General features: G+C 68.4%; 18 protein-coding genes, 1 tRNA gene and 1 pseudogene. 10 read left to right on the top strand and 10 right to left on the bottom strand.

Going from position 1 to position 22,522, the window contains the following annotated elements; all coding sequences use genetic code 11:
- Nucleotides 1–299: 299 nt before the first annotated feature.
- Together ACIQJT_RS08660 and ACIQJT_RS08655 are read left to right on the top strand one after the other, a co-directional pair.
- A complete protein-coding gene (locus ACIQJT_RS08660; protein ID WP_402641136.1) occupies nucleotides 300–4,373 on the top strand; it encodes an NACHT domain-containing protein in 4,074 nt (1,357 codons plus the stop codon).
- A 231-nt stretch (nucleotides 4,374–4,604) separates the two neighbouring features.
- A pseudogene (locus ACIQJT_RS08655) lies at nucleotides 4,605–4,886 on the top strand (tyrosine-type recombinase/integrase); the annotation flags it as partial.
- Here ACIQJT_RS08655 and ACIQJT_RS08650 read toward each other — a convergent pair.
- Both ACIQJT_RS08650 and ACIQJT_RS08645 read right to left on the bottom strand, forming a co-directional pair.
- A complete protein-coding gene (locus ACIQJT_RS08650) occupies nucleotides 4,865–5,533 on the bottom strand; it encodes a DUF6082 family protein (protein ID WP_402641133.1) in 669 nt (222 codons plus the stop codon). The pseudogene ACIQJT_RS08655 and the gene ACIQJT_RS08650 overlap by 22 nt on opposite strands.
- Before the next feature lie 166 nt (nucleotides 5,534–5,699).
- Nucleotides 5,700–5,774: transfer RNA gene (locus ACIQJT_RS08645), tRNA-Cys, on the bottom strand.
- Nucleotides 5,775–5,966: 192 nt separating this feature from the next.
- On the opposite strand from ACIQJT_RS08645, the gene ACIQJT_RS08640 reads away from it, so the two are divergent.
- The 3 genes from ACIQJT_RS08640 to ACIQJT_RS08630 all read left to right on the top strand — a co-directional run bounded on the left by ACIQJT_RS08640 (nucleotide 5,967) and on the right by ACIQJT_RS08630 (nucleotide 10,303).
- Nucleotides 5,967–7,427, top strand: a complete 1,461-nt coding sequence (locus tag ACIQJT_RS08640) for an MFS transporter (RefSeq protein ID WP_402641130.1) — start codon at nucleotides 5,967–5,969, stop codon at nucleotides 7,425–7,427.
- 153 nt (nucleotides 7,428–7,580) lie between these two features.
- Entirely contained in the window at nucleotides 7,581–9,371 is a 1,791-nt protein-coding gene (locus ACIQJT_RS08635; RefSeq protein WP_280894741.1) for a DEAD/DEAH box helicase, read from the top strand.
- Nucleotides 9,372–9,661: 290 nt separating this feature from the next.
- On the top strand, nucleotides 9,662–10,303 hold the full coding sequence (locus tag ACIQJT_RS08630; protein ID WP_031041623.1) for an IclR family transcriptional regulator: 642 nt from the start codon (nucleotides 9,662–9,664) through the stop codon (nucleotides 10,301–10,303).
- Nucleotides 10,304–10,649: 346 nt separating this feature from the next.
- Here ACIQJT_RS08630 and ACIQJT_RS08625 read toward each other — a convergent pair whose 3' ends face one another.
- Entirely contained in the window at nucleotides 10,650–12,206 is a 1,557-nt protein-coding gene (locus ACIQJT_RS08625) for a PucR family transcriptional regulator (protein ID WP_402641125.1), read from the bottom strand.
- 93 nt (nucleotides 12,207–12,299) lie between these two features.
- Between ACIQJT_RS08625 and ACIQJT_RS08620 the strand changes: the two genes are divergently transcribed.
- From ACIQJT_RS08620 to ACIQJT_RS08610, 3 genes are read left to right on the top strand one after another with little or no spacing between them, the layout of a single operon-like run.
- Entirely contained in the window at nucleotides 12,300–13,061 is a 762-nt protein-coding gene (locus ACIQJT_RS08620) for a chorismate synthase (RefSeq protein WP_402641122.1), read from the top strand.
- On the top strand, nucleotides 13,058–14,167 hold the full coding sequence (gene menC, locus ACIQJT_RS08615) for an o-succinylbenzoate synthase (protein ID WP_402641119.1): 1,110 nt from the start codon (nucleotides 13,058–13,060) through the stop codon (nucleotides 14,165–14,167). The genes ACIQJT_RS08620 and menC overlap by 4 nt, the downstream gene beginning before the upstream one ends.
- 42 nt (nucleotides 14,168–14,209) lie before the next feature.
- Nucleotides 14,210–15,001: a S16 family serine protease gene (locus tag ACIQJT_RS08610; RefSeq protein WP_402641116.1), complete on the top strand. Its 792-nt coding sequence runs from the start codon at nucleotides 14,210–14,212 to the stop codon at nucleotides 14,999–15,001.
- Here the strand turns inward: ACIQJT_RS08610 and ACIQJT_RS08605 are convergent.
- The 7 genes from ACIQJT_RS08605 to ACIQJT_RS08575 form a co-directional block, all read right to left on the bottom strand.
- Nucleotides 14,998–15,180: a hypothetical protein gene (locus ACIQJT_RS08605; protein WP_402641113.1), complete on the bottom strand. Its 183-nt coding sequence runs from the start codon at nucleotides 15,178–15,180 to the stop codon at nucleotides 14,998–15,000. The two genes, ACIQJT_RS08610 and ACIQJT_RS08605, sit on opposite strands and share 4 nt — an antisense overlap.
- Nucleotides 15,181–15,191: 11 nt before the next feature.
- Entirely contained in the window at nucleotides 15,192–15,767 is a 576-nt protein-coding gene (locus ACIQJT_RS08600) for an ArsR/SmtB family transcription factor (protein ID WP_402641110.1), read from the bottom strand.
- Nucleotides 15,768–15,840: 73 nt separating this feature from the next.
- On the bottom strand, nucleotides 15,841–16,722 hold the full coding sequence (locus tag ACIQJT_RS08595; RefSeq protein WP_402641346.1) for a glycine betaine ABC transporter substrate-binding protein: 882 nt from the start codon (nucleotides 16,720–16,722) through the stop codon (nucleotides 15,841–15,843).
- A 426-nt stretch (nucleotides 16,723–17,148) separates the two neighbouring features.
- On the bottom strand, nucleotides 17,149–17,964 hold the full coding sequence (locus ACIQJT_RS08590) for an ABC transporter permease (protein WP_402641107.1): 816 nt from the start codon (nucleotides 17,962–17,964) through the stop codon (nucleotides 17,149–17,151).
- Nucleotides 17,961–19,205, bottom strand: a complete 1,245-nt coding sequence (locus ACIQJT_RS08585) for a betaine/proline/choline family ABC transporter ATP-binding protein (protein ID WP_402641104.1) — start codon at nucleotides 19,203–19,205, stop codon at nucleotides 17,961–17,963. The genes ACIQJT_RS08590 and ACIQJT_RS08585 overlap by 4 nt, the downstream gene beginning before the upstream one ends.
- Nucleotides 19,198–19,845 carry an ABC transporter permease gene (locus tag ACIQJT_RS08580; RefSeq protein ID WP_402641101.1) on the bottom strand — a complete coding sequence of 216 codons (648 nt, stop codon included), beginning with the start codon at nucleotides 19,843–19,845 and terminating at the stop codon, nucleotides 19,198–19,200. The genes ACIQJT_RS08585 and ACIQJT_RS08580 overlap by 8 nt, the downstream gene beginning before the upstream one ends.
- A 23-nt stretch (nucleotides 19,846–19,868) precedes the next feature.
- Complete coding sequence (locus tag ACIQJT_RS08575) at nucleotides 19,869–20,351, bottom strand: Lrp/AsnC family transcriptional regulator (RefSeq protein WP_053848827.1); 483 nt, start codon at nucleotides 20,349–20,351, stop codon at nucleotides 19,869–19,871.
- 126 nt (nucleotides 20,352–20,477) lie between these two features.
- Between ACIQJT_RS08575 and hppD the strand changes: the two genes are divergently transcribed.
- Both hppD and ACIQJT_RS08565 read left to right on the top strand, forming a co-directional pair.
- The gene (hppD, locus tag ACIQJT_RS08570; RefSeq protein WP_365449729.1) at nucleotides 20,478–21,623 is read left to right on the top strand and encodes a 4-hydroxyphenylpyruvate dioxygenase; all 1,146 of its coding nucleotides are present in this window, start codon (nucleotides 20,478–20,480) and stop codon (nucleotides 21,621–21,623) included.
- Nucleotides 21,624–21,646: 23 nt separating this feature from the next.
- Nucleotides 21,647–22,513: a Teichoic acid biosynthesis protein C (Precursor) gene (locus tag ACIQJT_RS08565; protein ID WP_402641096.1), complete on the top strand. Its 867-nt coding sequence runs from the start codon at nucleotides 21,647–21,649 to the stop codon at nucleotides 22,511–22,513.
- The last annotated feature ends 9 nt before the right edge of the window (nucleotides 22,514–22,522 follow it).

Genomic DNA, 22,522 nt, shown 5'->3' with positions numbered 1-22,522 from the left:
CCGGGGTCGTTCAGAGGCGTTCAATCTTGTGCGGTCGGCACCGCAGGGGAGTGAGCGAATCGTCCTGAACGGCCGCGTACTGCTACGAACGAGACGGAAACTGAGACGGAGCTAGGACGGCTGACCTAGACGACGCCCCCGGCACGTGAGCAGAAGGGCGGCACCCTGTGCAGGGGTGCCGCTCCTTCCACATACTCGGCTGACACTGTCGAGCTACACCGCTGAACAGGTAAAAGGGCGTTTGCTGGCGTTGGTTGTCGATGGACCCGTGTGAGGGCGTTGTGCCCTCCGGACGCGGCGTGACAAGCGCCGCTGAGGACGCGCGTGGACTGCGGATCCAGGCGAGCGATACGGGAGCCCATCATCTGGTGGTAGTTGGCCATGCCTCTGCAGAGCAGGATGAAGACCGACCGTATGGAAGGAACCGCAGCGACGCGGGCGCCCAGCGATTCCGCATGAGCTACGGCGCACCTGGCAGACACGACGGCGGACGCTTAAGTACCTTCGTTCTGCGTAAAACAGCTGACCCTCAGGGCACCTGTGACTGTACGCTCTACCCAACTATGCCACGGGATGGGAGCTGGCTGGTGGTGCAGCAGTACGACTATGAAACGCTGGGTGCCGATACATTTCAGCAGTTGTGTCAAGCGCTACTGGTTAAGCAGTATCCCGACGTCCAGTGCTTTCCAGTCGGCATGCCGGATGGCGGTCGAGACGCGTCTAGCCCAGCCGAACAAATTTCCGATAGTGCAGTCTTCCAGGTTAAATTCCGCAAGCCGACGCCAAACAAGCTGGCCACGGCAGACGAAATTGCCAAGTGGCTGATTGATCACATTAAAGGCGAGCTGGGCAAGGTCGAGCGCCTCGTTGCTAAAGGTGCCACTAGTTATATTGTTATGACAAACGCCCAGTGTTCCTCGCATGAGGATGTGGGTACACGCGATAGGGTGCAAAGCTGGCTAGACGATAACGTGGATATTCCCTCCCAGGTTTGGTGGCGAGACGATATTGATCGCCGCCTGGATGGTGAGACGGAAATTAAGCGCACGTATGGCTTCCTTCGAGACGTTGTCGGACTGGCTGAACTTATCGGGGCGGTCAGGCATGGAATAAATGATCATGAAACTGTAAAGGTCGCTCGCGCTGATCGTCGAGTAGCTGCTTTACTCAAATACCTTCGACACCAGTACCAAAGAGATAAAGTGGTCAAGTTCAAGCAGACGGAGCATGAACCTGACCTTCTCGATGTTTTCGTCGATGTGCCCGCAGAGGCGTATAGGACCGATACTGTCGCAGCCCATGCCGTGATGTCGGTTCGGGCCGCAGCGCCTGGGGCCGATGAATCCGACGGAACTCTCGCGATGTGGGAAGGACTGCTTACCCCGCAGACGCAATCGATTCTCTCGGTAAGGGATAGATCGGAAGCTGCACCAGCGGCAGAACTGCTGCTATCGCGAGATCTGTCGATAATCCCAAAAGATGATGCGGAGTCAACGCATACTCGCATTGTTCTAGAGGGTGCGCCTGGGCAGGGTAAGTCGACTGTCGCACAGTATATCTGTCAGGTACACAGAGCGCGCCTTCTGGGCCTCACTAGTGAAATTTCACGCTTCCCGTCTTCGCACATCTCCAGCCCAATTAGACTTCCGTTCCACGTGGATCTGAGGGACTTGTCGGCGTGGCTCCGGAAGGAGGACCCTTTCGACATTAAGAACACCGGTACCCCGCCCAATTGGGGGGCGAGCCTTGAGGCCTTTTTGGCCGCTCAAGTATCGCGCGATTCAGGCGACATCGAGTTCAAAGCGAGCGACTTGGATGCCGTCACAAGTGCCACGCCAGTGTTGCTGATGCTGGATGGTCTGGATGAGGTGCCGGACTTCAACGATCGCAAGAATGTAGTAAATGCTGTAGATGAGGCAGTTAACCGAATTTCGTATAGCTGCCCTTCTTTGATGACGGTCGTAACGAGCCGTCCCAGTGTTTTCGCTAAAACCCCTGGATTTTCGCGCAAAGCCTACAATTACCTCAGCCTCTCAGATCTGCCATTGCAGATGGTGCTCCAATACACCGATGGCTGGCTGAAGTCGCGAAATGTTCCACACCAGGAGGCCTACGCAGTCCGTAAAGTCCTGGGTGAAAAGCTCGGGCACCCGCATATAGTTGACCTTGCAAGAAATCCCATGCAGCTTGCGATCCTTCTGTGGTTGGTAAAGCGCAAGGGGCCTTCCCTGCCGGATAAGCGTACGGCGCTTTATGGTTCCTATATGGACACCTTCCTCGATCGAGAGGCTGAGAAGAGCTCGATAGTGAGGGACGAACGGGATCTCATTCTTGAGATGCACGGTTTCGTCGCTTGGGAGCTTCATTGTCAAGCTGAAACTGGGCAGTCCGGCGGAAGAATCTCCGAAGTAAAGCTCAAGGGCCTTCTCAGGCGATACTTGGCTCGCGAGGGGTATAAGAAACCCGATCTCTTGGAGCAGCTGTTCACTGGTATGACCTTGCGGGTCATGGTCCTCACAAGTCGGGTTGAGGGGACATTCGAATTCGAAGTTCAGCCGCTCCGTGAATATTTTGCTGCGCGGTTTTTGTACCTGACTGCTCAAAGTTCTCCCCCTGGCGGCGAGCGTCGCGGAAGTAGGTCCGATCGTTTCGAAGCGCTGCTGAGAAATCCATATTGGTGGAATGTCACACGGTTCTACGCCGGGTTCTCCGACAAGGGCGAACTGGCCAACGTGGTTGACCTTCTGGAAGCGCTTAGCGAGGACAAGGATTTCGCCCTGGTTGCATATCCGCGTATGGCGGCCGCCACGCTCCTGCGTGATCAGGTCTTTTCCCAAGGTCCACGCAGCGCGGCGCGGGTATTCGATCGAGTTACATCGCCGGACGCGCTTGCACTGATGCTGGCCTCTCGCACAAGCAATGAGGCGCTGACATTCGGCGGCGATGGTGGGGATATCGTCCAAGAAATGAAGGGTCGTATCCAGAAGGGTATCTCGGCGAGCGGTCAGCTTGATTTGGTCGGCTGTCGCGCCCTTTCCAAGAATGGCGACCCTGCGGGACTGACTAGCTGGTGGTTGGACAGGTTTAAATCCTCTAGGAATGTTACGCAGCAAAAGCTTTGGTACGTGGCTGCATCAGAGATGAATCTCTTGCGAACGCTCTCTGATGAAAATTTGAGTTATATCGCCGAGCGAATCTCCGATCCTTATTTGTTTTGGAGAAGACTAGTCTCGGACGATGTCGTCTTTGACCCTGCCGAGGGCACAGTCGCCTTCCAGCAAATGCGCGAAGCAGTGCGAGACGTGATCGTTGAACCCGTATTTCTCTACCGGGCTGGCCCGCATTTCAGTATGGTAATCAGGACACTCAGCTCAGTGTCTCTTTTCCCTTTGTCCGTCTATCGTAGGCTCATGGCACAAAGCTTGAGCATGCTGCGACTGACAGACAACAGCGGTCCGGGTGGCCAGCTGGCGGAAGAGGTCACAGAGGCTTTGGTCGGTCTCTATCACTCCATGCGCGAGAACACAAATAACATCGATGTCTGGCAGTCTGCGTACGAGAGCCTGGTTCGAGTCTTGGGCAGTGAGGCCAAGCAAACGCAGATGTTTGCGCTCGCCGGCGGCAGGGTCCGAACCAATAATATTTCAAGAGAAAAGGGCGGGCGTCTACTCGATGAGGAACTGCCCGCAGTCTTTCGCGCCCGCTATGCTCGGCAACGGCGAAAGGATGCGGAGTGGTGGGGGACACAGGTCCGCTCAATCGAGACGAAGCAGGATGCGTGGTTCATCATTGCTGCGATGCTGTCCTATGCGTCCGCTGAGATGATGCTCGACCATGCTCGCGAGCTGGATCAGTGGGTATCTGAGTTTACGCCTGAGGATATTCGTGGGCTCTCGACTGCTTTCCGGGGGCGATCAATCTCCACAGATCCTGGCGTAGGGTTTCGATTGCCTCGAGGGCTGTCGCACCAGTCACGATTTATTAGCGTGCTGTCGGGCGCCAGTGATCGCTTTGACGAAGATATCGCTACGGCCATTCGAAAGGCCGGATCGCAACGGGAATTTGTCGGTCTCTACGCTAACCATCAGTTGCAGAGGTTTCTACACTCTCCGCTTGTAAAAGTCGTCCCTTCTTTGAGTGCGATCAAAGAGGCGATGCGACTAGTTTCCCGAGGGTTTGATCCAGTTGAGGCGAACTACTATATAGAGCACAGGTTGCAGCCCGCTGACTCCAGAAAGGTTCTAGCGGAGCCGAGCCGTATGTTGCCTCAACATGTTAACAGCGCCGACCTTTCACTCATGGCCGCAATTTCTGAACACTGTTCTCCGTTGGCCGTCATTGCGGAGAGCGAAGGGTGGTTCGAGGAGATGTAAGCCAGTGGGACGGACGGGAAGACAATGATTACCTGCTTCGCGCCTGTGGTGGGGCTATGGGACAGCAGGGTGGTCCGGCCTGCTCGGTTTTTCGGAGGCAGCGCGGTGCCGACCTGTCGTGGGATGGTAGAGAGGAGAAGGACAACGACGGCATGGGCGAAGAAGGGGAGGACGCGTGCCGCAGGGCAGTCCGCGAGGTACGTACCTAGAGGTCTCGGAATCTCTCAAGACCTCTTGGCCGAGGCGAAGGTGCGGGACGGTCGGCTGCACAACGCGCGCCACACGGCCGCCACGGTTCTACTCATCCTCGGTGTCCCCGGGCGGGCCGTCATGGGCCTCATGGGGTGGTCCACCACAGCCATGGCCGCCCGCTATCAGCACATGGTGGACGGCGTGCGCGCCGACGTGGCGAAGCAGGTGGACGGTCTGATCTGGAAGGCTGAGGCGGTTCGGGACGAGGACAATGGCGTGGCTGGCAGTCAGCCCAGTGATCAAGTGCCGCCCGAGAAGTAGGAACTGGATGGGATCGCTGGTCCCTGGGCGACCGCTTCCCTGTACATCTCGTCGACTATGGTCACGAAACGCATCTCTCTGCGAACCTTTGAAGCGTTGGCTAATTGTCGCCAGTGTTGGCCGGCACCCTCCCAGTGCTTGCGAGGAATTTCACCTCTGAAGTGGGTGCTCAGCACCACTCGAAGTTCGCCATCATTCAAGCGCTTCAGACGGTACTCGGCTATCCAGTTGCTGACGAAGAGGTTCGTCAACATCATCTGCCTCGCCTCTTGCTCTGTCACGTTGATTGGAGGTGGTTCGCCGCCTGGGAGAAGCGTCGGATCGTTCATCACCAGCGCGATCACGTACTGATGCGAGGCGCGCAGAGCCTGCTCCGTTGTAACGGCTGTCTGGCGGGACTGGTGAACCAAGGATGCGACTACACCAAGAAGTGCGGCTGCGGAGAAGAAGACAGAAAGCGCTCCGTATGCCTGGCTGATGTTACTGAGTTGCTCCCAATCCTTGTTGGATGGGGCAGCCGCTTGGAGCAAGAACGGAGTGATCACTATCAATAGAGTTGTGAGCACTCCCACGACCGCCCACAGGGCGATGCCCCGTCGCCTTACAGGCATCATCGCGAATCCCCCCGTCTTGATGCTCTTACTCATCTTGGGGAGCTTGTCGGTGCTGAGCAAGACGGCGGCGGGGCTGAGCCGAGCCCCACCCTCATCGCGGGTGTACCGGGCGTCGATTGAGACGGAAACTGAGACGGACGAGCGATAGGGCGGCATCTCCGAGGAGATGCCGCCCTATCGTCTTACCTGGTCAAGGCACTGGAGGCCGTGGCGGGAATCGAACCCGCGTAACTCGCTTTGCAGGCGAGTCCCTGAACCACTCGGGCACACGGCCGGGATGAACCGGTGACTTGACCGTAGGGGGCCGTGGGGGGTGGTTCAAGGGAGGCGTGGGGGCTGCAACGGGACCGCCATACGCCGTTCATGAACGGGGACGGGGCCCGAGGGGGTCGTACGACCAAGGTCTCAGGGGGAGGCGGGCTTTCGACAGGGGCAAAGGCGGGCCGAGGACCTTACCCTGGCGGGCATGTCAGTGCTCGAACCACGTGACGCCGGTGTCACCGGCGACCCTCAGGTCCCGTCCGTCGACGAGGGGGAGGAGGGGGTGCTGGGGCGTTCGTACCGGGCGCTGAGCATCGGCATCGTGTCCGTCGTGCTGCTGATCGCGTTCGAGGCGACCGCCGTGGGGACCGCGATGCCGGTCGCCGCGCGGGAGCTGGACGGGGTCGCGCTCTACGCGTTCGCGTTCTCCGGGTACTTCACCACCAGCCTGTTCGGGATGGTGCTGGCCGGGCAGTGGGCGGACCGCAAGGGGCCGCTCGGGCCGTTGACCGCGGGGATCGCCTGCTTCGGGGCGGGGCTGCTGTTGTCGGGGACGGCCGGTGCGATGTGGCTGTTCATCCTCGGGCGGGCCGTGCAGGGGTTCGGGGGCGGGCTGGTCATCGTGGCGCTGTACGTCGTCGTCGGCCGGGCCTATCCGGAACGGCTGCGGCCCGCGATCATGGCGGCGTTCGCGGCGGGCTGGGTGGTGCCGTCGATCGTGGGGCCGCTCGCGGCCGGGGCGGTGACCGAGCACCTCGGGTGGCGGTGGGTGTTCGTCGGGATTCCGGCGCTGGTCGTCCTCCCGCTGGCCCTCGCCCTTCCGCAGATACGGCGGCGGGCCGCGGGCCCGGTGGACGGTCGTGCTCCCGGCGCCGACCGGCGCCGCATCCGGCTCGCCCTCGGGATCTCCGTGGGCGCCGGGCTCCTCCAGTACGCAGCCCAGGACCTGCGTCCGCTCTCCCTGCTGCCCGGTCTCGTGGGGGTGGCCCTGCTCGTGCCGGCCGTGCTCGGACTGCTCCCTCGCGGCACGTACCGGGCGGCGCGCGGGCTGCCCTCCGTCGTGCTGCTGCGCGGGGTCGCGGCGGGCTCCTTCGTGGCGGCGGAGTCCTTCGTGCCGTTGATGCTGGTCACCCAGCGGGGGCTGTCGCCGACGCTGGCCGGGTTCTCGCTGGCGGCGGGCGGGGCCACGTGGGCGCTGGGGTCGTGGGTGCAGTCACGGGCGCGGGTGGAGCCGTACCGGGAACGGCTGATGACCGCGGGGATGGTGCTGGTCGCGGCCGCGATCGCCGCCGCGCCGAGTGTGCTGATCGACTCCGTGCCGGTCTGGACGGTCGCCGTCGCCTGGGGCTTCGGCTGTTTCGGGATGGGGCTGGTGATCTCCTCCACCAGTGTGCTCCTGCTGCATCTTTCCGCCCCGGAGGAGGCCGGCAGCAACTCCGCCGCCCTCCAGATCTCCGACGGCCTCTCGAACGCCGTCCTGCTGGCGGCGGGCGGCGCCGCCTTCGCGGCGCTGGGCGGCGGCACGGTGAGCCACACCGCGACCCAGGCATCCGGCTCTCACCCGGCCGCGTTCGCCGTGGTGTTCCTGCCGATGGCGGGGGTGGCCCTGGTGGGGGCGTGGGTGACGACCCGGCTGCACGCCGGGCAGGGGTCCGCCCGCACATGAGGGCCACCGCCGGCGGACCCACTGTGACCTCCGTCCCACCCCCACCCGCCCCGGCCCCGTCCGCGCGGTGACACGTGCGGGCCGCCGGTAAGGTGACCCGGTCGTCATACACAGGCGAAGACACCGCCCAGCCGCTCGACCCCGACGGAGACCGTGACTACCACCGCCGCCTCCTCCCACCACCTTTCCCCCGCCTTCCCCGGCCGGGCCCCCTGGGGCACCGCCAGCAAGCTGCGTGCCTGGCAGCAAGGGGCGATGGAGAAGTACGTCCAGGAGCAGCCGCGTGACTTCCTGGCCGTCGCGACGCCGGGGGCCGGCAAGACGACCTTCGCGCTCACGCTGGCCTCCTGGCTGCTGCACCACCATGTCGTGCAGCAGGTGACCGTCGTCGCGCCGACCGAGCACCTGAAGAAGCAGTGGGCCGAGGCGGCCGCGCGGATAGGGATCAAGCTGGATCCCGAGTACAGCGCCGGGCCGCTCGGCAAGGACTACCACGGTGTCGCCGTCACCTACGCGGGTGTGGGCGTGCGGCCCATGCTGCACCGCAACCGGGTCGAGCAGCGCAAGACCCTCGTCATCCTCGACGAGATCCACCACGCCGGCGACTCCAAGTCGTGGGGCGAGGCCTGTCTCGAGGCCTTCGAGCCCGCCACCCGCCGGCTCGCGCTCACCGGTACGCCGTTCCGCTCGGACACCAATCCGATCCCCTTCGTGACGTACGAGGAGGGCAACGACGGGATCCGCAGGTCGGCCGCCGACTACACGTACGGGTACGGCAACGCGCTCGCCGACCACGTCGTGCGGCCCGTCATCTTCCTCTCCTACAGCGGCAACATGCGCTGGCGGACCAAGGCGGGGGACGAGATCGCCGCCCGGCTCGGCGAGCCCATGACCAAGGACGCCATCAGCCAGGCCTGGCGTACGGCCCTCGATCCGCGCGGTGAGTGGATGCCGAGCGTGCTGCGCGCCGCCGACCAGCGGCTCACCGAGGTCAGGAAGGCCATCCCGGACGCCGGGGCCCTCGTCATCGCCTCCGACCAGGACTCCGCGCGCGCCTACGCCAAGCTGATCCGTGAGATCACCGGCACCCGGGCGACCCTCGTCCTGTCCGACGACGCCGGCGCCTCGAAGCGGATCGACGACTTCAGCCAGAGCAACGACCGGTGGATGGTCGCGGTGCGGATGGTGTCCGAGGGCGTCGACGTCCCCCGCCTCGCGGTGGGCGTGTACGCCACCACCATCTCCACGCCCCTCTTCTTCGCCCAGGCCGTCGGCCGTTTCGTACGGTCCCGGCGGCGCGGCGAGACCGCCTCCGTGTTCCTGCCGACCGTGCCCGACCTGCTCACCTTCGCCAACGAGATGGAGGTGGAACGGGACCATGCCCTCGACAAGCCGAAGAAGGAGGGCGAGGAGGACCCGTACGCCGAGTCCGAGAAGGAGATGGAGGAGGCGAACAAGGAGCAGGACGAGGACACCGGCGAGCAGGAGCAGTTCGCCTTCGAGGCGCTGGAGTCCGAGGCCGTCTTCGACCGCGTGCTGTACGACGGCGCCGAGTTCGGCATGCAGGCGCACCCGGGGAGCGAGGAGGAGCAGGACTACCTCGGCATCCCGGGCCTCCTCGAACCGGACCAGGTGCAGCTGCTGCTCCAGAAGCGGCAGGCCCGGCAGATCGCGCACAGCCGCAAGAAGCCGGACAGTGAGGCGGACCTGCTGGAGCTGCCCGCCGAGCGGCGGCCCGTCGTCTCGCACAAGGAGATGATGGAGCTGCGCAAGCAGCTCAACACCATGGTCAGCGCCTACGTCCACCAGAGCGGCAAGCCCCACGGTGTGATCCACACCGAGCTGCGCCGGGTGTGCGGCGGCCCCCCGAGCGCCGAGGCCACGGCCGGGCAGCTCCGCCAGCGGATCGCCAAGGTGCAGGAGTGGGCCACCCGGATGCGGTGAAGCCTGCCGGAGGCCGACCGTACGTATCAGGACAAACGGAGTGGTCCGTACCGGCTGGTGCCCGGATTCTGGACGGAGGCTTCCGCTGAGCGAACCCGCTTCGCTACTGTCCCGCTACGCACACGCCCCGTGGCAGCGCCGCCGCGGAGCGCAGCCGTGAAGCGACGCGGCCCGGCGAGGGACCGGGCCGCCGGCCGATCGGCGGCCTCTGAAGCGCGTCACTGACGGGACTCGGTGACGCATCCGCCGCGAGGGGGCTGCCGACCTCACCACTTGGAGGAGTGGGCGTCGTGACCGCGGAGACCTCTCAGACGCTTGACCGGGGACTGCGTGTCCTCAAGCTCCTGGCCGACACGGACCACGGGCTCACCGTCACCGAGCTTTCCAACAAACTGGGCGTCAACCGGACCGTGGTGTACCGGTTGCTGGCCACGCTGGAGCAGCACGCCCTCGTACGGCGTGATCTCGGCGGGCGCGCCCGGGTGGGGCTGGGGGTGCTGCGGCTCGGACGGCAGGTGCATCCGCTGGTGCGGGAGGCGGCGCTGCCCGCGCTGCGGTCGCTCGCGGAGGACATCGGGGCGACGGCCCACCTCACGCTGGTGGACGGCGCCGAGGCGCTGGCCGTGGCCGTCGTGGAACCCACGTGGACGGACTATCACGTGGCCTACCGGGCCGGGTTCCGGCATCCGCTGGACCGCGGGGCCGCGGGGCGGGCCATCCTCGCGGCCCGGCAGCAGGGGTTCGGGGAACCGGGGTACATGCTGACGCACGGCGAGCTGGAGGCCGGGGCGAGCGGGGCGGCCGCGCCGCTGCTCGGGGTCACCGGGGTCGAGGGCAGTGTCGGGGTCGTGATGCTGGCGGACGCGGTGCCGGAGCGGGTGGGGCCGCGGGTGGTGGACGCTGCGCGAGAGGTGGCGGAGGCGCTGCGCTGACCTGAGCGGTGCGGTGCGGTGCGGTGCGGGTTCGTCGTCGGCTGCGGGTTCGGTGGGGGCTGGTCGCGCAGTTCCCCGCGCCCCTGGGTGGGTGTGGTTGCCGTCCGCCGACACGCCCTCGTGTGAACCTGCCGTCGCCGTCCGCGGCCACGCCCTCGTGTGAACTTGTCGCCGCCGTCGGCCGACACGCCCTCGTGTGAACCTGCCGTCGCCGTCGGCCGCCATGCCCTCGTGTGAACCCGCCGCCGCCGTCGGCCGACACGCCCCCGTGTGAACCCGCCGTCGCCGTCGGCCGCCATGCCCTCGTGTGAACCTGCCGCCGCCGTCGGCCGACTTGTGCGCGTGGTCAATCGGCGGGCGTGCTCGGGCCGAGGCCCGCCAGTACTCTCAACTGGAGCCACATCACCAGGCGTTCGTCGGGGTCGTCCAGGTCGATGCCGAGTTGCCGGCGCACCTGCTTCAGCCGGTAGCGGCACGTGTTGGGGTGGACGGCGAGCGACTTCGCCGCGCCCGCCATGTCGCACCCCGCGTCGAACCAGCACACCAGCGTGCGGGCGTGGTCGGTGCCGTGCTCCTCGTCGTGGGCCAGCACCCGCCGCCAGGTGCCCTTCGTCAACTCCCCGTGCTCGGCGAGCACTTCGGCCAGACGCAGCAGCGTGACGCGTGGCCGCACCTCGTCGACCGTCGCCACCGGCAGCGAGGGCCCGAGCACCCGCAGGACCAGGTCGGCGTCGGCCCGTGAACCGGCCACCTCCCCGAGCCCCGCCACCACCTCGCCCAGTCCCGCCCGCACCGGCACCCTGAGCGCCTGTCCGGCCCGCGCCACGATGTCCTCGGCCAGCCGCCGGTGACGGTCCCCGGGCGCCGGCAGCAGCGCGTACACCACCCCGTCGAGCAGTACGCACGCGTGCCGCCCGTAGCGCGCCTCGCACTGGAGTCGTACGACGTCCAGCAGCCGCAGCCCGGTCTGTCCGGCGTCCGGGAGGCCGGCCGCGTCCGAGACGAAGGCCGCCACCCGCACCGGCCCCTCGACCCCGAGCCGTACGGCGGACGTCGCCGGGTCCGCCGTGCCGTCCAGCACCCGCCGCAGCAGGTCACCGCTCTGGTGCCGGGCCAGCTCCTGTGCCGCCCGGGCCCGCAGGAGCAGCACGGCCGCCGTCGACGCGCCCTGGACGAGCGTCTCCTCCGCGTCCAGCGCGAGTGTGCCGGCGTCGACGACCCACACCGAGCCGAGGGTCTCCCCGCCGGCCCGCACGGCGACCGCGAGGCGCGGCAGGGAGCCGTCCCGCAGCGCGGGCAGCCGTACCGGTCCGGCGGCCGCGAACAGCTCCCGGTACTGCTCGGTGTTCTCCACGTCTGCCGGCACCCGGAGGCCCAGGATGCCCTGCCGGCGGTCCTCGTCGACCGGCTGGCCGGGGACGGTGGAGTAGGCGAGGATCCGCCGGCGCGGGTCCTCCACGGCGGTGGCCCCGCCGGTCGCCGTCGCGATGGCGTCGGCGAGGGCGAAGAGGTCGCCGTGCCCGGCCGTGGACGGCACCGGCCGGGCGCCGGTCGCCGAGGCCAGCAGCAGGTGCGCCCGGTGCCAGGCGGTGTCCTCGGCGACGGACAGCAGCGCCACGCCGTACGCCTCGGCTTCCGCTACCGGCCCGTCCGGGCCCCGGACCACCAGGCCGGTCATCCCGGCCTCCGCCGCCGCCCTCGCCAGCGGCCCGGCCGCGGCCGCCCGCACCCCGACGGCCAGCAGCAGCGCGCCCGGCACGCGGGGGAGCGGGGCGTGGGCGTCGTGCAGGACCACCTCCGTGACGGGGGCGGTGAGCCCGGCGGGGGCGGTGTGCAGCCGTACCGAGGTGCCGCCGACGATGTCGAGGAGGTCGCCGAGGGTGCAGGCGTCCACGAGTCGCACCTCCCCGCTCCTTGGCTGTTCCGCAAAGGAACGTACGCACACGTTGTACGACTGCACAACCCGGAGCGCCCGCCCGCGGCCGAGACTGGGCGCATGACCGTGGTGAGCATCCGTACCGTCCACGACGTCGCCGGCCTCGGTGCCGTCAGCGCGTACTTCGGCGAGGTGTGGCGGACCCCGCCCTCGGCCCCGCCCTACCCGGCCGAGGTGCTGCACAGCCTGGTCCACGCGGGCGGCGCGGTGCACGCGGCCCACGACGGGCGGCGGCTCGCCGGGGCCTGCGCCGCCGTGTTCGGGCCGCCGGGTTCGGCGGAGGCGTACTCCCTGGTCGCCGCCGCGGAACCCGGGGTCGGGCAGACGGTGAAGCAGGCGCAGCGGGCCTGGGCGCTGGGTCTCGGTGTCCGCACCATGCGCTGGACCTTCGACCCGCTGGTCGCCCGCAACGCCCGCTTCAACCTGGTCAAGCTGGGCGCGGTCGGCACCGAGTACCTCGTCGACTTCTACGGCCCCATGCACGACGGCGTGAACGGCGGCGACGAGAGCGACCGGCTGACGGTGACCTGGGACCTGACGGCGCCCGGACAGCCGTACGACACGGGGGAGCGCGAGGACGCGCCCGCCACCCACCGCGCTCCCGACGGCGGGGTCCTCGCCCGCCGCGACCTCGCGGACCTGCACGTCTGGTGCCGGGTCCCGGACGACGTCGTCGGGCTGCGGGCCGCCGACCCGGCGCTCGCGCTGCGCTGGCGGCGGGCCGTGCGCGAGGTGTTCACGGAGGCGTTCGGGCAGGGTTTCCGGGCGACCGGGATGTCCCGGGACGGCTGGTACACCCTCACCAAGGAGGCCGCCGCATGAGGCTGGAGCGCGTCGAAGTCGTCCATGTGGCGATCCCGCTGGTCACTCCCTTCCGCACCTCGTTCGGCACGATGACCACGAAGGACACCTTCCTGCTGCACGTCGTCACGGACACCGCCGAGGGCTGGTCGGAGTTCGCCGCCGACCCGCAGCCGCGGTACTGCTCCGAGTTCGTGGCCGGTGCGGAGTTCGTGCTGCGGGACTTCCTGGTGCCGAGGGCGGCGGCGCTGCCCACGCTCTCGGCGGCGCTGGTCGGGCCCGCCGTGAGCGGGACCAAGGGGCACGAGCTGGCGAAGGCGGCCCTGGAGACGGCGGTGCTGGACGCGGAGCTGCGGTCGTACGGCATGCCGCTGGCGGTGTACCTCGGCGCGGTGCGCGACCGGGTGCCCGCCGGGGTGTCGGTGGGGATCAAGGAGTCCGTGCCGGAGCTGCTGGACGACGTCGAGGGGTATCTCGCCGAGGGGTACGTCCGGATCAAGCTGAAGATCGAACCGGGCTGGGACATCGAGCCCGTACGGGCCGTGCGCGAGCGCTTCGGGGACGCGCTGCCCCTCCAGGTCGACGCCAACACCGCGTACACGCTCGCGGACGCCGAACACCTGCGGCGGCTCGACGAGTTCGGGCTGCTGCTGATCGAGGAGCCGCTGGACGAGAACAACCTGTACGGCCACGCACGCCTCCAGAGCCGTATCACGACCCCCGTCTGCCTCGACGAGTCCCTGCACAACGCCCGGGACACCGCCTCCGCGATCGCCATGGACGCGTGCCGGGTCGTCAACGTCAAGCCCGCGCGGGTGGGCGGCTATCTGGAGGCCCGGCGCATCCACGACGTGGCCCGCGCGCACGGGGTGCCGGTGTGGTGCGGCGGCATGCTGGAGACGGGGATCGGCCGCGCCGCGAACCTCGCCCTGGCCGCCCTGCCGGGCTTCACGCTCCCCGGCGACACCTCCGCCTCCTCCCGCTACTTCGCCGAGGACCTCACCGAGCCGTTCGTCCTGGCGGACGGCCACCTGCCGGTGCCCCGGGGGCCGGGCATCGGGGTCGAACCGCTGCCCGACGTCCTACGGCGTTTCACCCGCGCGCGACGGGATCTGTACCGGGGCTGACCGGCTCGTGGCCGGAAGTGACCGCCGCGTTAGATTGATCCCGTGCTCTCTCGCCTCACGCGCCCCCAGGCCGTCGCCGTCTGTGCCCTGCCCGTCGTGGCGCTGGTCGCCACGGCCCTCCTCGCGCCGCTGCCGTTCTCGCTGGCGCAGCCGGGGATGACGGCGAACGTCCTCGGTGACAACGAGGGCGCGGCCGTGATCACGGTCTCCGGGGCCGCGACCCGGACGACGAGCGGGCAGCTGCGGATGACGACCATCGAGGCGACCGGGCCCGACGCGCACATCTCCCTCGGCGACATCGTCGACAACTGGTTCCGCACCGACCGGGCGGTCATGCCCCACGACGCGGTCTACCCGAGCGGGCAGAACGTCGAGGAGATCGAGAAGCACAACACCGCGCAGATGAAGGAGTCCCAGGACGCGGCGACCCAGGCGGCCCTCGGCTACCTCAAGCTCAGCGACGACAAGGTCAAGGTGACGCTGAGGCTCGCGGACGTCGGGGGGCCGAGCGCGGGTCTGCTGTTCGCGCTGGGGATCGTCGACAAGCTCCACGGCAACGGCTCCGGGGGCGAGCTCACGGGCGGCCGCACCATCGCCGGGACCGGCACGATCGACGCGGACGGCACGGTCGGCGCGGTGGGCGGTGTGGCGCTGAAGACACAGGCCGCGAAGCGGGACGGGGCGACGGTGTTCCTGGTCCCGAAGGACGAGTGCGCCGACGCGAAAGCGGAGCTGCCGAAGGGGCTGCGGCTGATCCCGGTGACGTCCCTGAAGGGGGCGGTGGGTGCGCTGACCGCCCTGGAGTCCGGCAAGGGGTCCGTCCCCGCCTGCTAGGGCGCGAGGGCAGGCCGCGGGGAGGCGAGCCGGAGCCCGACCTCCACGAGGGTCCAGCCGAGGCGGGTGCGGATGGCGTACGGCCGCCTGGCCTCGACGGCGAGCCGGTGCGCGTCGGCCTCGGCGCGGAGGTCGGCGGCGCGGAGCTGGTGCAGGGCCAGGTGGGTGTCGGGGTGCATGGCGGGGCCTCTCAGTCCGTCTCGGTGGGGAACAGGTGCGTGTGGACGCGGACTTGCTCCGTGCCGGGGGCCTCGTCGGTGACCCGGCCGCGGTAGTCGTTGATCAGGGCGTGCATCTTGTCGACGAGCTCGGTGGCCAGGTCGGGGGTGAGCCGGAGCGTCATGTCGCTCATGTCGGAGGCGCGGGTCCACTCGGTGGACCAGTGATCCCGGGTGCTGAGCCAGCCGGAGAGCTCGCGGGCGTGCGTGGCGGCGACCTCGTGCAGGTAGATCTCGGCCATGCCCCGAACCTCGGGGCCCGCGCCGTCGAACTCGGTGGTGTCGAAGGTCAGCCCCTGGTCCACGGCCTGCCACCACCGCTCCCGGCCCTTGCCGTGCTCCGGGGCGTCGGCGATGAAGCCGTGCTCGGCGAGCTGGCGCAGGTGGTAGCTGGTGGCGCCGCTGGACTCGCCCAGGCGCTCGGCGAGCATCGAGGCGGTGGCCGGTCCGCGCCGGCGCAGCGCGTTGAGCAGTTCCATCCGCAGCGGGTGGGCCAGCCCGCGCAGTGAACGGGCGTCGAGTTTCCGTACCTTCGGCTCTTCCGGCATGCGTACAAAGATAACTCTGCAAAGGTTCCTTTGCAACGGGTTCTTTGTAACTCGGCGGATCGGGAGCCGGCCCCTACTTCACGAACCCCTCCGCCTTCATCCAGTCCAACGCCACCTGGTGCGGGTCCTCCCCGGCGACGTCGACCCTGGCGTTGAGCTCCCGAGCCACCGTGTTGTCCAGCTTCTCCGTGACCGGGGCGAGCACCTCCGCGATGGCCGGCCACCGCTTGAGGGACCTGGAGTTGATCACGGGCGCCGCGTTGTAGTTGGGGAAGAACCTGCGGTCGTCCCGCATCACCGCGAGGTTCATGGACGTGATGCGGCCGTCGGTCGTGAAGACCTCCCCGTACCGGCAACTGCCCTTCGCCACCTGGGTGTAGATGATCCCGGTGTCCATCTGGGTGATGTACCCCGCCGGGACGCTCATCCCGTACGCCTTCTCCATGCCCGGCAGCCCGTCGGCGCGGTTGGCGAACTCGTTCTCCACGCACAGGGTCACCGCGCCGGGGTCCTTCTTCGCCAGCGCGGCCACCTCGGAGAGCGTTGTCGTGCCGTACTTCCGGAGGCCGGCCCGGTTCGTGGCGAGGGCGTAGGTGTTGTTCAGGGGTGCCTTCGGCAGCCAGGTCAGCCCGTTGGCCAGGTCGGCCCCGCGCACGGCCGTCCACTGCTCCTGCGGGTCGGCGATCGGCTCGCTGTTGCCCTGGTAGGTGATCCACGCCGTGCCGGTGTACTCGTACATCCCGTCCGCGTCCCCGGACCTGACCGCCTCCCTGGCCCCGACCGACCCCTGGATGCCGGTGCGGTCCAGCACGTCCGCCCCGGCCGCCTCGAAGGCGATGCCCATGATCGCGCCGAGGACGAGCTGCTCGGTGAACTCCTTCGACGTGACCGTCAGCTCGGCACCCTTGAGCGGCTCACCGCGGCCGATCGACCCCGGCTCCACGTCGTCGGCCATGGGCGAGCCGCTGGTCAGCCCACAGCCGGCCAGCAGGACCAGGCAACCGCTCAGCACCAGGAGGGCCGGTTTCACACCGTCACCTCACGTCGTCGCGACGGGAGGCGCGCTTCCCTGTCGGCGGGCGGGCACGTGGACGTCATGGCGTGACCGCCGAACCGGTTGCCCCCAAAGGCAGTTCGACCGACCGGGCGACCGGCGGAGGGCCCGGGCTGCCGGGGGCCCCGGAGGTTCCCGTGCCTCGTCGTCGGCACGGCAGGACCGGGGAACGGACGCCCGTCGGGCCCGACGCCGGGCTCCTCCGTTCCAGGCCCCCGCCCCCGGCCCCCTGCACGTGGGCAGCGGTGCGCCGGACGCGAGGGGGGAGGGGCCCCGGCCTCAGAACCCGTGGGACGGCCGGCGAGGCCGGTGCCCGGCGTCCGCACCTCATCCCCCCACCTCCAATCCCCGTGGTTCGAGCAGCAGTTCCGCGAGGGAGGCCAGCCAGTCGACCAGGAGGGCGAGGGTGACCGTGAGGACGGAGCCCAGCATCAGGACCGGCATCCGCTGGTTGGTGATGCCGGTCGTGATGAGGACGCCGAGGCCGCCGCCCCCGCCGAAGGCCGCCAGGGTCGCCGTGCCGACGTTGAGGACCAGGGCCGTGCGGACGCCCGCGAGGATCAGCGGGACCGCCAGCGGGAGTTCGACGCGGGCCAGTACTCCCAGCGGGGACATGCCGATACCGCGTGCCGCCTCCAGCAGGGTGGGGTCGTTCGCCTTCAGGCCCGCGATCGTGTTCGACAGGACCGGCAGGACGGCGTAGGCGACGATGCCGATCAGGGCCGCCTTCGTGCCGGTGCCCAGCCAGATCACCAGCAGGGCCAGCAGGCCGATCGCCGGGGTCGCCTGGCCGATGTTGGCGGCCGCCGTCACCACCGGGCTCGCCTTCCGGAAGGCGCCGCGGGTCAGCACGATCCCCAGCGGGATCGCGATGATCAGCACGAAGAACGTCGAGACCACCGTCAGCTCCACGTGCTGCCACAGGGCCTTGGACACCTGCCCGTTCGACAGCGCGTTCGCGGAGAGCGGGTCCAGGTCGGCCTGCTCGAACCACAGCCAGGTCGCGAGCAGGACGGCGAGGAGGAACGCGGGCAGGAAGGTCAGCTTCCGCCAGGTCACCCGCCGCTTCGGCGGCCCCGGCGGGGGAGCGGACGCGCCCTCCTCCCGCCCGTCCTCGGCAACGGGACTCGCGGCCGTCGTCACGCCGTCCGCCCCCCTGCGGCGGCGCCCTCCTGCTCGGCGTGCGTCCGGTCGGCCCGGATCGTCTCCAGTTCGTGCTGATGCTCCATGGCCTCCAGCCGGTCCGCCTCCAGGAGTGCGTGCACGGAGTTCATGAGCGTCTCCATGTCGACGACCCCCGTGTACTCACCGTGCCGCCCCGTCACCGCGACCCGTCCCGCGTTGTCGGTCAGCACGGCCTCCAGGGCGTCCCGCAGGGTCGCGTCCCTGGTCACCGTGTCGCTCACCGGCGTCCCGGCCCGGGCCGGCGACCCCTTCGCCCGCATCATGTCGCCGCGCCTGAGCCACTTGTAGGGCCGTCCGCGCCTGTCGAGCAGCAGGATCTCGTTCGTCCCGCTGCCCCGGAGCCTGTTGAAGATCTCCTGGAGGGGGTCGTCGACGGTCGCGGTCGGACAGCCGGTGATCTCCACGTCCCGCACCCGGGTGAGGTTCAGCCGCTTCAGGGCCGCCCCGGCGCCGACGAACCCGGACACGAAGTCGTCGGCCGGGTTGGTCAGGATCGCCTCCGGGGTGTCGAACTGGGCGATGCGGGAGCGTTCGCGCAGCACGGCGATCCGGTCGCCCAGCTTGATCGCCTCGTCGAAGTCATGGGTGACGAAGACGATCGTCTTGTGCAGCTCGCGCTGGAGCCGGATCAGCTCGTCCTGGAGATGGTCCCGGGTGATCGGGTCGACCGCGCCGAACGGCTCGTCCATCAGCAGGACGGGCGGATCGGCCGCGAGCGCCCTGGCCACCCCGACCCGCTGCTGCTGACCGCCGGACAGCTGGCGTGGATAGCGGCCGTGGAACTCGCCGGGGTCGAGTCCGACCAGGTCGAGCAGTTCCTCCACCCGGTCGCCGATCCGTGCCTTGCCCCAGCCGATCATCCGCGGCACGAGCGCGATGTTCTGCGCGACCGTCATGTGCGGGAAGAGTCCGGCCGACTGGATCGCGTAGCCCACCTTGCGGCGCAGCCGGACCGGATCGATGTCGGTGACGTCCTCGCCGTTGATCCGGATGCGTCCGCCGGTCGGCTCGATCAGCCTGTTGATCATCTTGAGCGTGGTCGACTTGCCGCAGCCGGACGGCCCCACGAGGACGACGGTCTCGCCCGCCCTGATCTCCATGGTCACGTTGTCGACGGCGGGCTGCGGACTGCCGGGGTACCGCTTGGTCAGGTGCTCCAGCCCGATGGCCGCACCCGAGGCGCCGGACGTCTCAGACACGGATCCCCCTCGGAATGGTCAGCCGCCCGAGCAGGACGTACGCGGCGTCGAACAGCAGGGCGAGGACGACGATCCCGAGCGTGCCGGCGAGCACCTGGTTGAGTGCGTTCCTGCTGCCCAGGGAGGCGATGCCGCGGAAGATCTCGTTGCCGAGGCCGGGACCGGAGGCGTAGGCGGCGATCGCGGCGATGCCCATCAGCATCTGCGTCGAGATCCGGATCCCGGTCAGGATCGGCGGCCAGGCGAGCGGCAGCTCGACCCGCGCGAGGCGGGTCACCCGGGACATCCCGATCCCCTCGGCCGCGTCCACCAGCGAGGGATCGACCCCGCGCAGCCCCACGATCGCGTTGCGGACGACCGGCAGCAGCCCGTACAGCGTCAGGGCGATCACCGTGGGCGGCACCCCGAGGCCCACGACCGGGACGAGCAGGCCGATCATGGCGAGCGAGGGGACGGTCAGGATCGTCGAGGTGGCCGTCGTGGCGAGGTTGCCCGCCCACTCGCTGCGATAGGTCACGACCCCGATCAGCACCCCGATCACCGTCGCCGCGACCATGCACTGGAAGACGGCGCTCGCGTGCTGGTAGGCGTCCACGAGCAGTTGCTGGTGGCGGCTGCCGAGGTACTCCCAGAAGTTCACACCCGCTCACCCCGCTGGCTCGGTCACTCCCGAAGGGCCGGATCACCCGCCGCCTGCTCCACCAGCGGGATGATCCGCAGCGGAACGGGGTTCTCCATGACGATCGCGGTGGCGGCCCGGACGATCCCATCGAAACCGACAACCCGGTCGATCACACGTTGGAGATCGGCGTTGGAGCGGGCCACGAGGCGGCACAGCATGTCCCCGCTGCCGGTGGTGGTGTGCAGTTCGAGGACCTCCGGCACGGTCGCCAAGTGCGCCCGTACGTCGGCCCCTTGCCCCTGCCGGATCTGGAGCGTGGCGAACGCGGTCACCGGGTAGCCGAGCGCCGCCGGATCGACCTGCGGACCGAACCCCCGGATGACTCCGTTCGACTGAAGCCGGTCCAGCCGCGCCTGCGCGGTCCCCCGGGCCACCCCCAGCCGCCGGGACATCTCGAGGACCCCGATCCGCGGCTCGCGCGCGAGGAGCACGATGATCCGCCCGTCCAGCTCGTCGATCCCCACGGCAGCCTCCCCGAGAGATGGTCATCCTGCACAGAAAGTCCGTCGATACGGCCGTACCGCTGAACATGTTGTCCAGTGGACACGCAAACTATTGCGCACCTTGCAGGGCGGAGCCAGGCTTCGCACATGACGCAGACCACACACCACACTCCCGACACCGCCCGGCAGGCCGATCCCTTCCCGGTCAAGGGAATGGACGCGGTCGTCTTCGCCGTCGGCAACGCCAAGCAGGCGGCCCACTACTACTCGACCGCCTTCGGCATGCGGCTGGTGGCCTACTCCGGACCGGAGAACGGCAGCCGCGAGACCGCGAGCTATGTGCTGGAGAACGGCTCCGCCCGGTTCGTGTTCACCTCGGTCATCAAGGCCGCCACCCCCTGGGGCCACTTCCTCGCCCAGCACGTGGCCGAGCACGGCGACGGGGTGGTCGACCTCGCCATCGAGGTCCCGGACGCCCGCCGCGCGTACACCTACGCGCTCGAGCACGGTGCCCGCTCGGTCGCCGAGCCGTACGAGTTGAAGGACGAGCACGGCACGGTCGTCCTCGCCGCGATCGCCACCTACGGCGAGACCCGCCACACCCTGGTCGAGCGCACCGGCTACGACGGCCCCTACCTCCCGGGCTACGCGGCGGCCGCCCCGATCGTCGAGCCCCCCGCCCACCGCACCTTCCAGGCCGTCGACCACTGCGTCGGCAACGTCGAGCTCGGCCGGATGAACGAGTGGGTCGGCTTCTACAACAAGGTCATGGGCTTCACGAACATGAAGGAGTTCGTGGGCGACGACATCGCCACCGAGTACAGCGCGCTGATGTCGAAGGTCGTGGCCGACGGCACCCTCAAGGTGAAGTTCCCGATCAACGAACCCGCCGTCGCCAAGAAGAAGTCCCAGATCGACGAGTACCTGGAGTTCTACGGCGGCGCCGGCGTCCAGCACATCGCGCTGAACACCAACGACATCGTGCAGACCGTGCGGACCATGCGCGCGGCCGGGGTCCAGTTCCTCGACACCCCCGACTCCTACTACGACACCCTCGGCGAGTGGGTCGGCGACACCCGCGTCCCGGTCGACACCCTCCGCGAGCTGAAGATCCTCGCCGACCGCGACGAGGACGGCTACCTGCTCCAGATCTTCACCAAGCCGGTCCAGGACAGGCCGACCGTGTTCTTCGAACTCATCGAGCGGCATGGCTCGATGGGCTTCGGGAAGGGCAACTTCAAGGCACTGTTCGAGGCCATCGAGCGGGAGCAGGCGAAGCGGGGCAACCTGTAGCCCCCGCTGATCGAGGGAGGACCGTGACCGAGCGTTTCGACCTGTCCGTGCCGGCCGTCCGCTGGCTGTGGAAGAAGTCGCTGCACGAGGGCACGGTCCTCCAGTCCTTCGCCTTCGACGAGGCGCACGGACACCTCTACGCCCTCCAACTCGCCCCGGGCGGAGCGGAGTCGGGCGATCTGTGCCTGAACCGGCTCGACTACGAGGGCACGCTGCTCGGGCACATGCATCTCCAGGGCTTCGGGCACGGCGTCAGCATGGGCGTGCAGAACGCGGCCGACGGCACCGTCTGGATCTGGACCGAGGCCGCCGCGGAGAACGGCTACGGCCAGGGCATCACCCGCTTCCGCTTCTTCGACGGCGCCACCCGCACCGGCGAGGACGTGGCGATCCGCAAGCCGATGCCCGGCACCACCAACAACCAGCCCTCGGTGTGCATGGCCTCGCGGCGCATCGCGATCCGCTACCGCCTCGACGGCCGGCCCCGCTACCGGATCTGGGACCTCGACGCCTTCGTCGCCCGCGACTACGCCGACCCGGTCGCCGACCTCGCCCAGACCGGCCTGCACCCCGACCCCGCGATCCCCTTCCAGGGGTACGCCCTGTACGGCGACCACGTCTACCAACTGGCCGGGACCGCCTACGACGAGGCCACCAACCCGCCCGAGGAGCACGGCAACGCCTACCTGTCCTGCCTCGACATCCGCACCGGAGAGCTGGTCCAGCGGCAGCGCACCGAGGCCGGCCACTCCCTCGACCACCGCGAGCCCGAGGGAGTCGCCGTACGGCACGGCGGCACCCCGTGGCTGTGCATGGGGCTCGTCTCGGGTGCGACGGGCGCACGGCGTTTCTCCGTCTACCACAAGCCACAGTCCGGGCAACCCTCGTAGGCTGGCCGC

This window comes from Streptomyces sp. NPDC091972 (genome assembly GCF_044756385.1).
Taxonomy (GTDB): Bacteria; Actinomycetota; Actinomycetes; order Streptomycetales; family Streptomycetaceae; genus Streptomyces.
The sequence above is the reverse complement of the archived record's forward strand: the minus strand, read 5'-3'. Positions and strand labels throughout refer to the sequence as shown.

What these genes read in the sequence shown, in the direction of transcription:
- ACIQJT_RS08650 (WP_402641133.1), bottom strand. Translation starts at nt 5,533, where the DNA reads ATGAGTAAGAGCATCAAGACGGGGGGATTCGCGATGATGCCTGTAAGG.
- ACIQJT_RS08640 (WP_402641130.1), top strand. Translation starts at nt 5,967, where the DNA reads ATGTCAGTGCTCGAACCACGTGACGCCGGTGTCACCGGCGACCCTCAG.
- ACIQJT_RS08620 (WP_402641122.1), top strand. Translation starts at nt 12,300, where the DNA reads ATGACCGTGGTGAGCATCCGTACCGTCCACGACGTCGCCGGCCTCGGT.
- menC (WP_402641119.1), top strand. Translation starts at nt 13,058, where the DNA reads ATGAGGCTGGAGCGCGTCGAAGTCGTCCATGTGGCGATCCCGCTGGTC.
- ACIQJT_RS08605 (WP_402641113.1), bottom strand. Translation starts at nt 15,180, where the DNA reads ATGCACCCCGACACCCACCTGGCCCTGCACCAGCTCCGCGCCGCCGAC.
- ACIQJT_RS08600 (WP_402641110.1), bottom strand. Translation starts at nt 15,767, where the DNA reads ATGCCGGAAGAGCCGAAGGTACGGAAACTCGACGCCCGTTCACTGCGC.
- ACIQJT_RS08595 (WP_402641346.1), bottom strand. Translation starts at nt 16,722, where the DNA reads ATGGCCGACGACGTGGAGCCGGGGTCGATCGGCCGCGGTGAGCCGCTC.
- hppD (WP_365449729.1), top strand. Translation starts at nt 20,478, where the DNA reads ATGACGCAGACCACACACCACACTCCCGACACCGCCCGGCAGGCCGAT.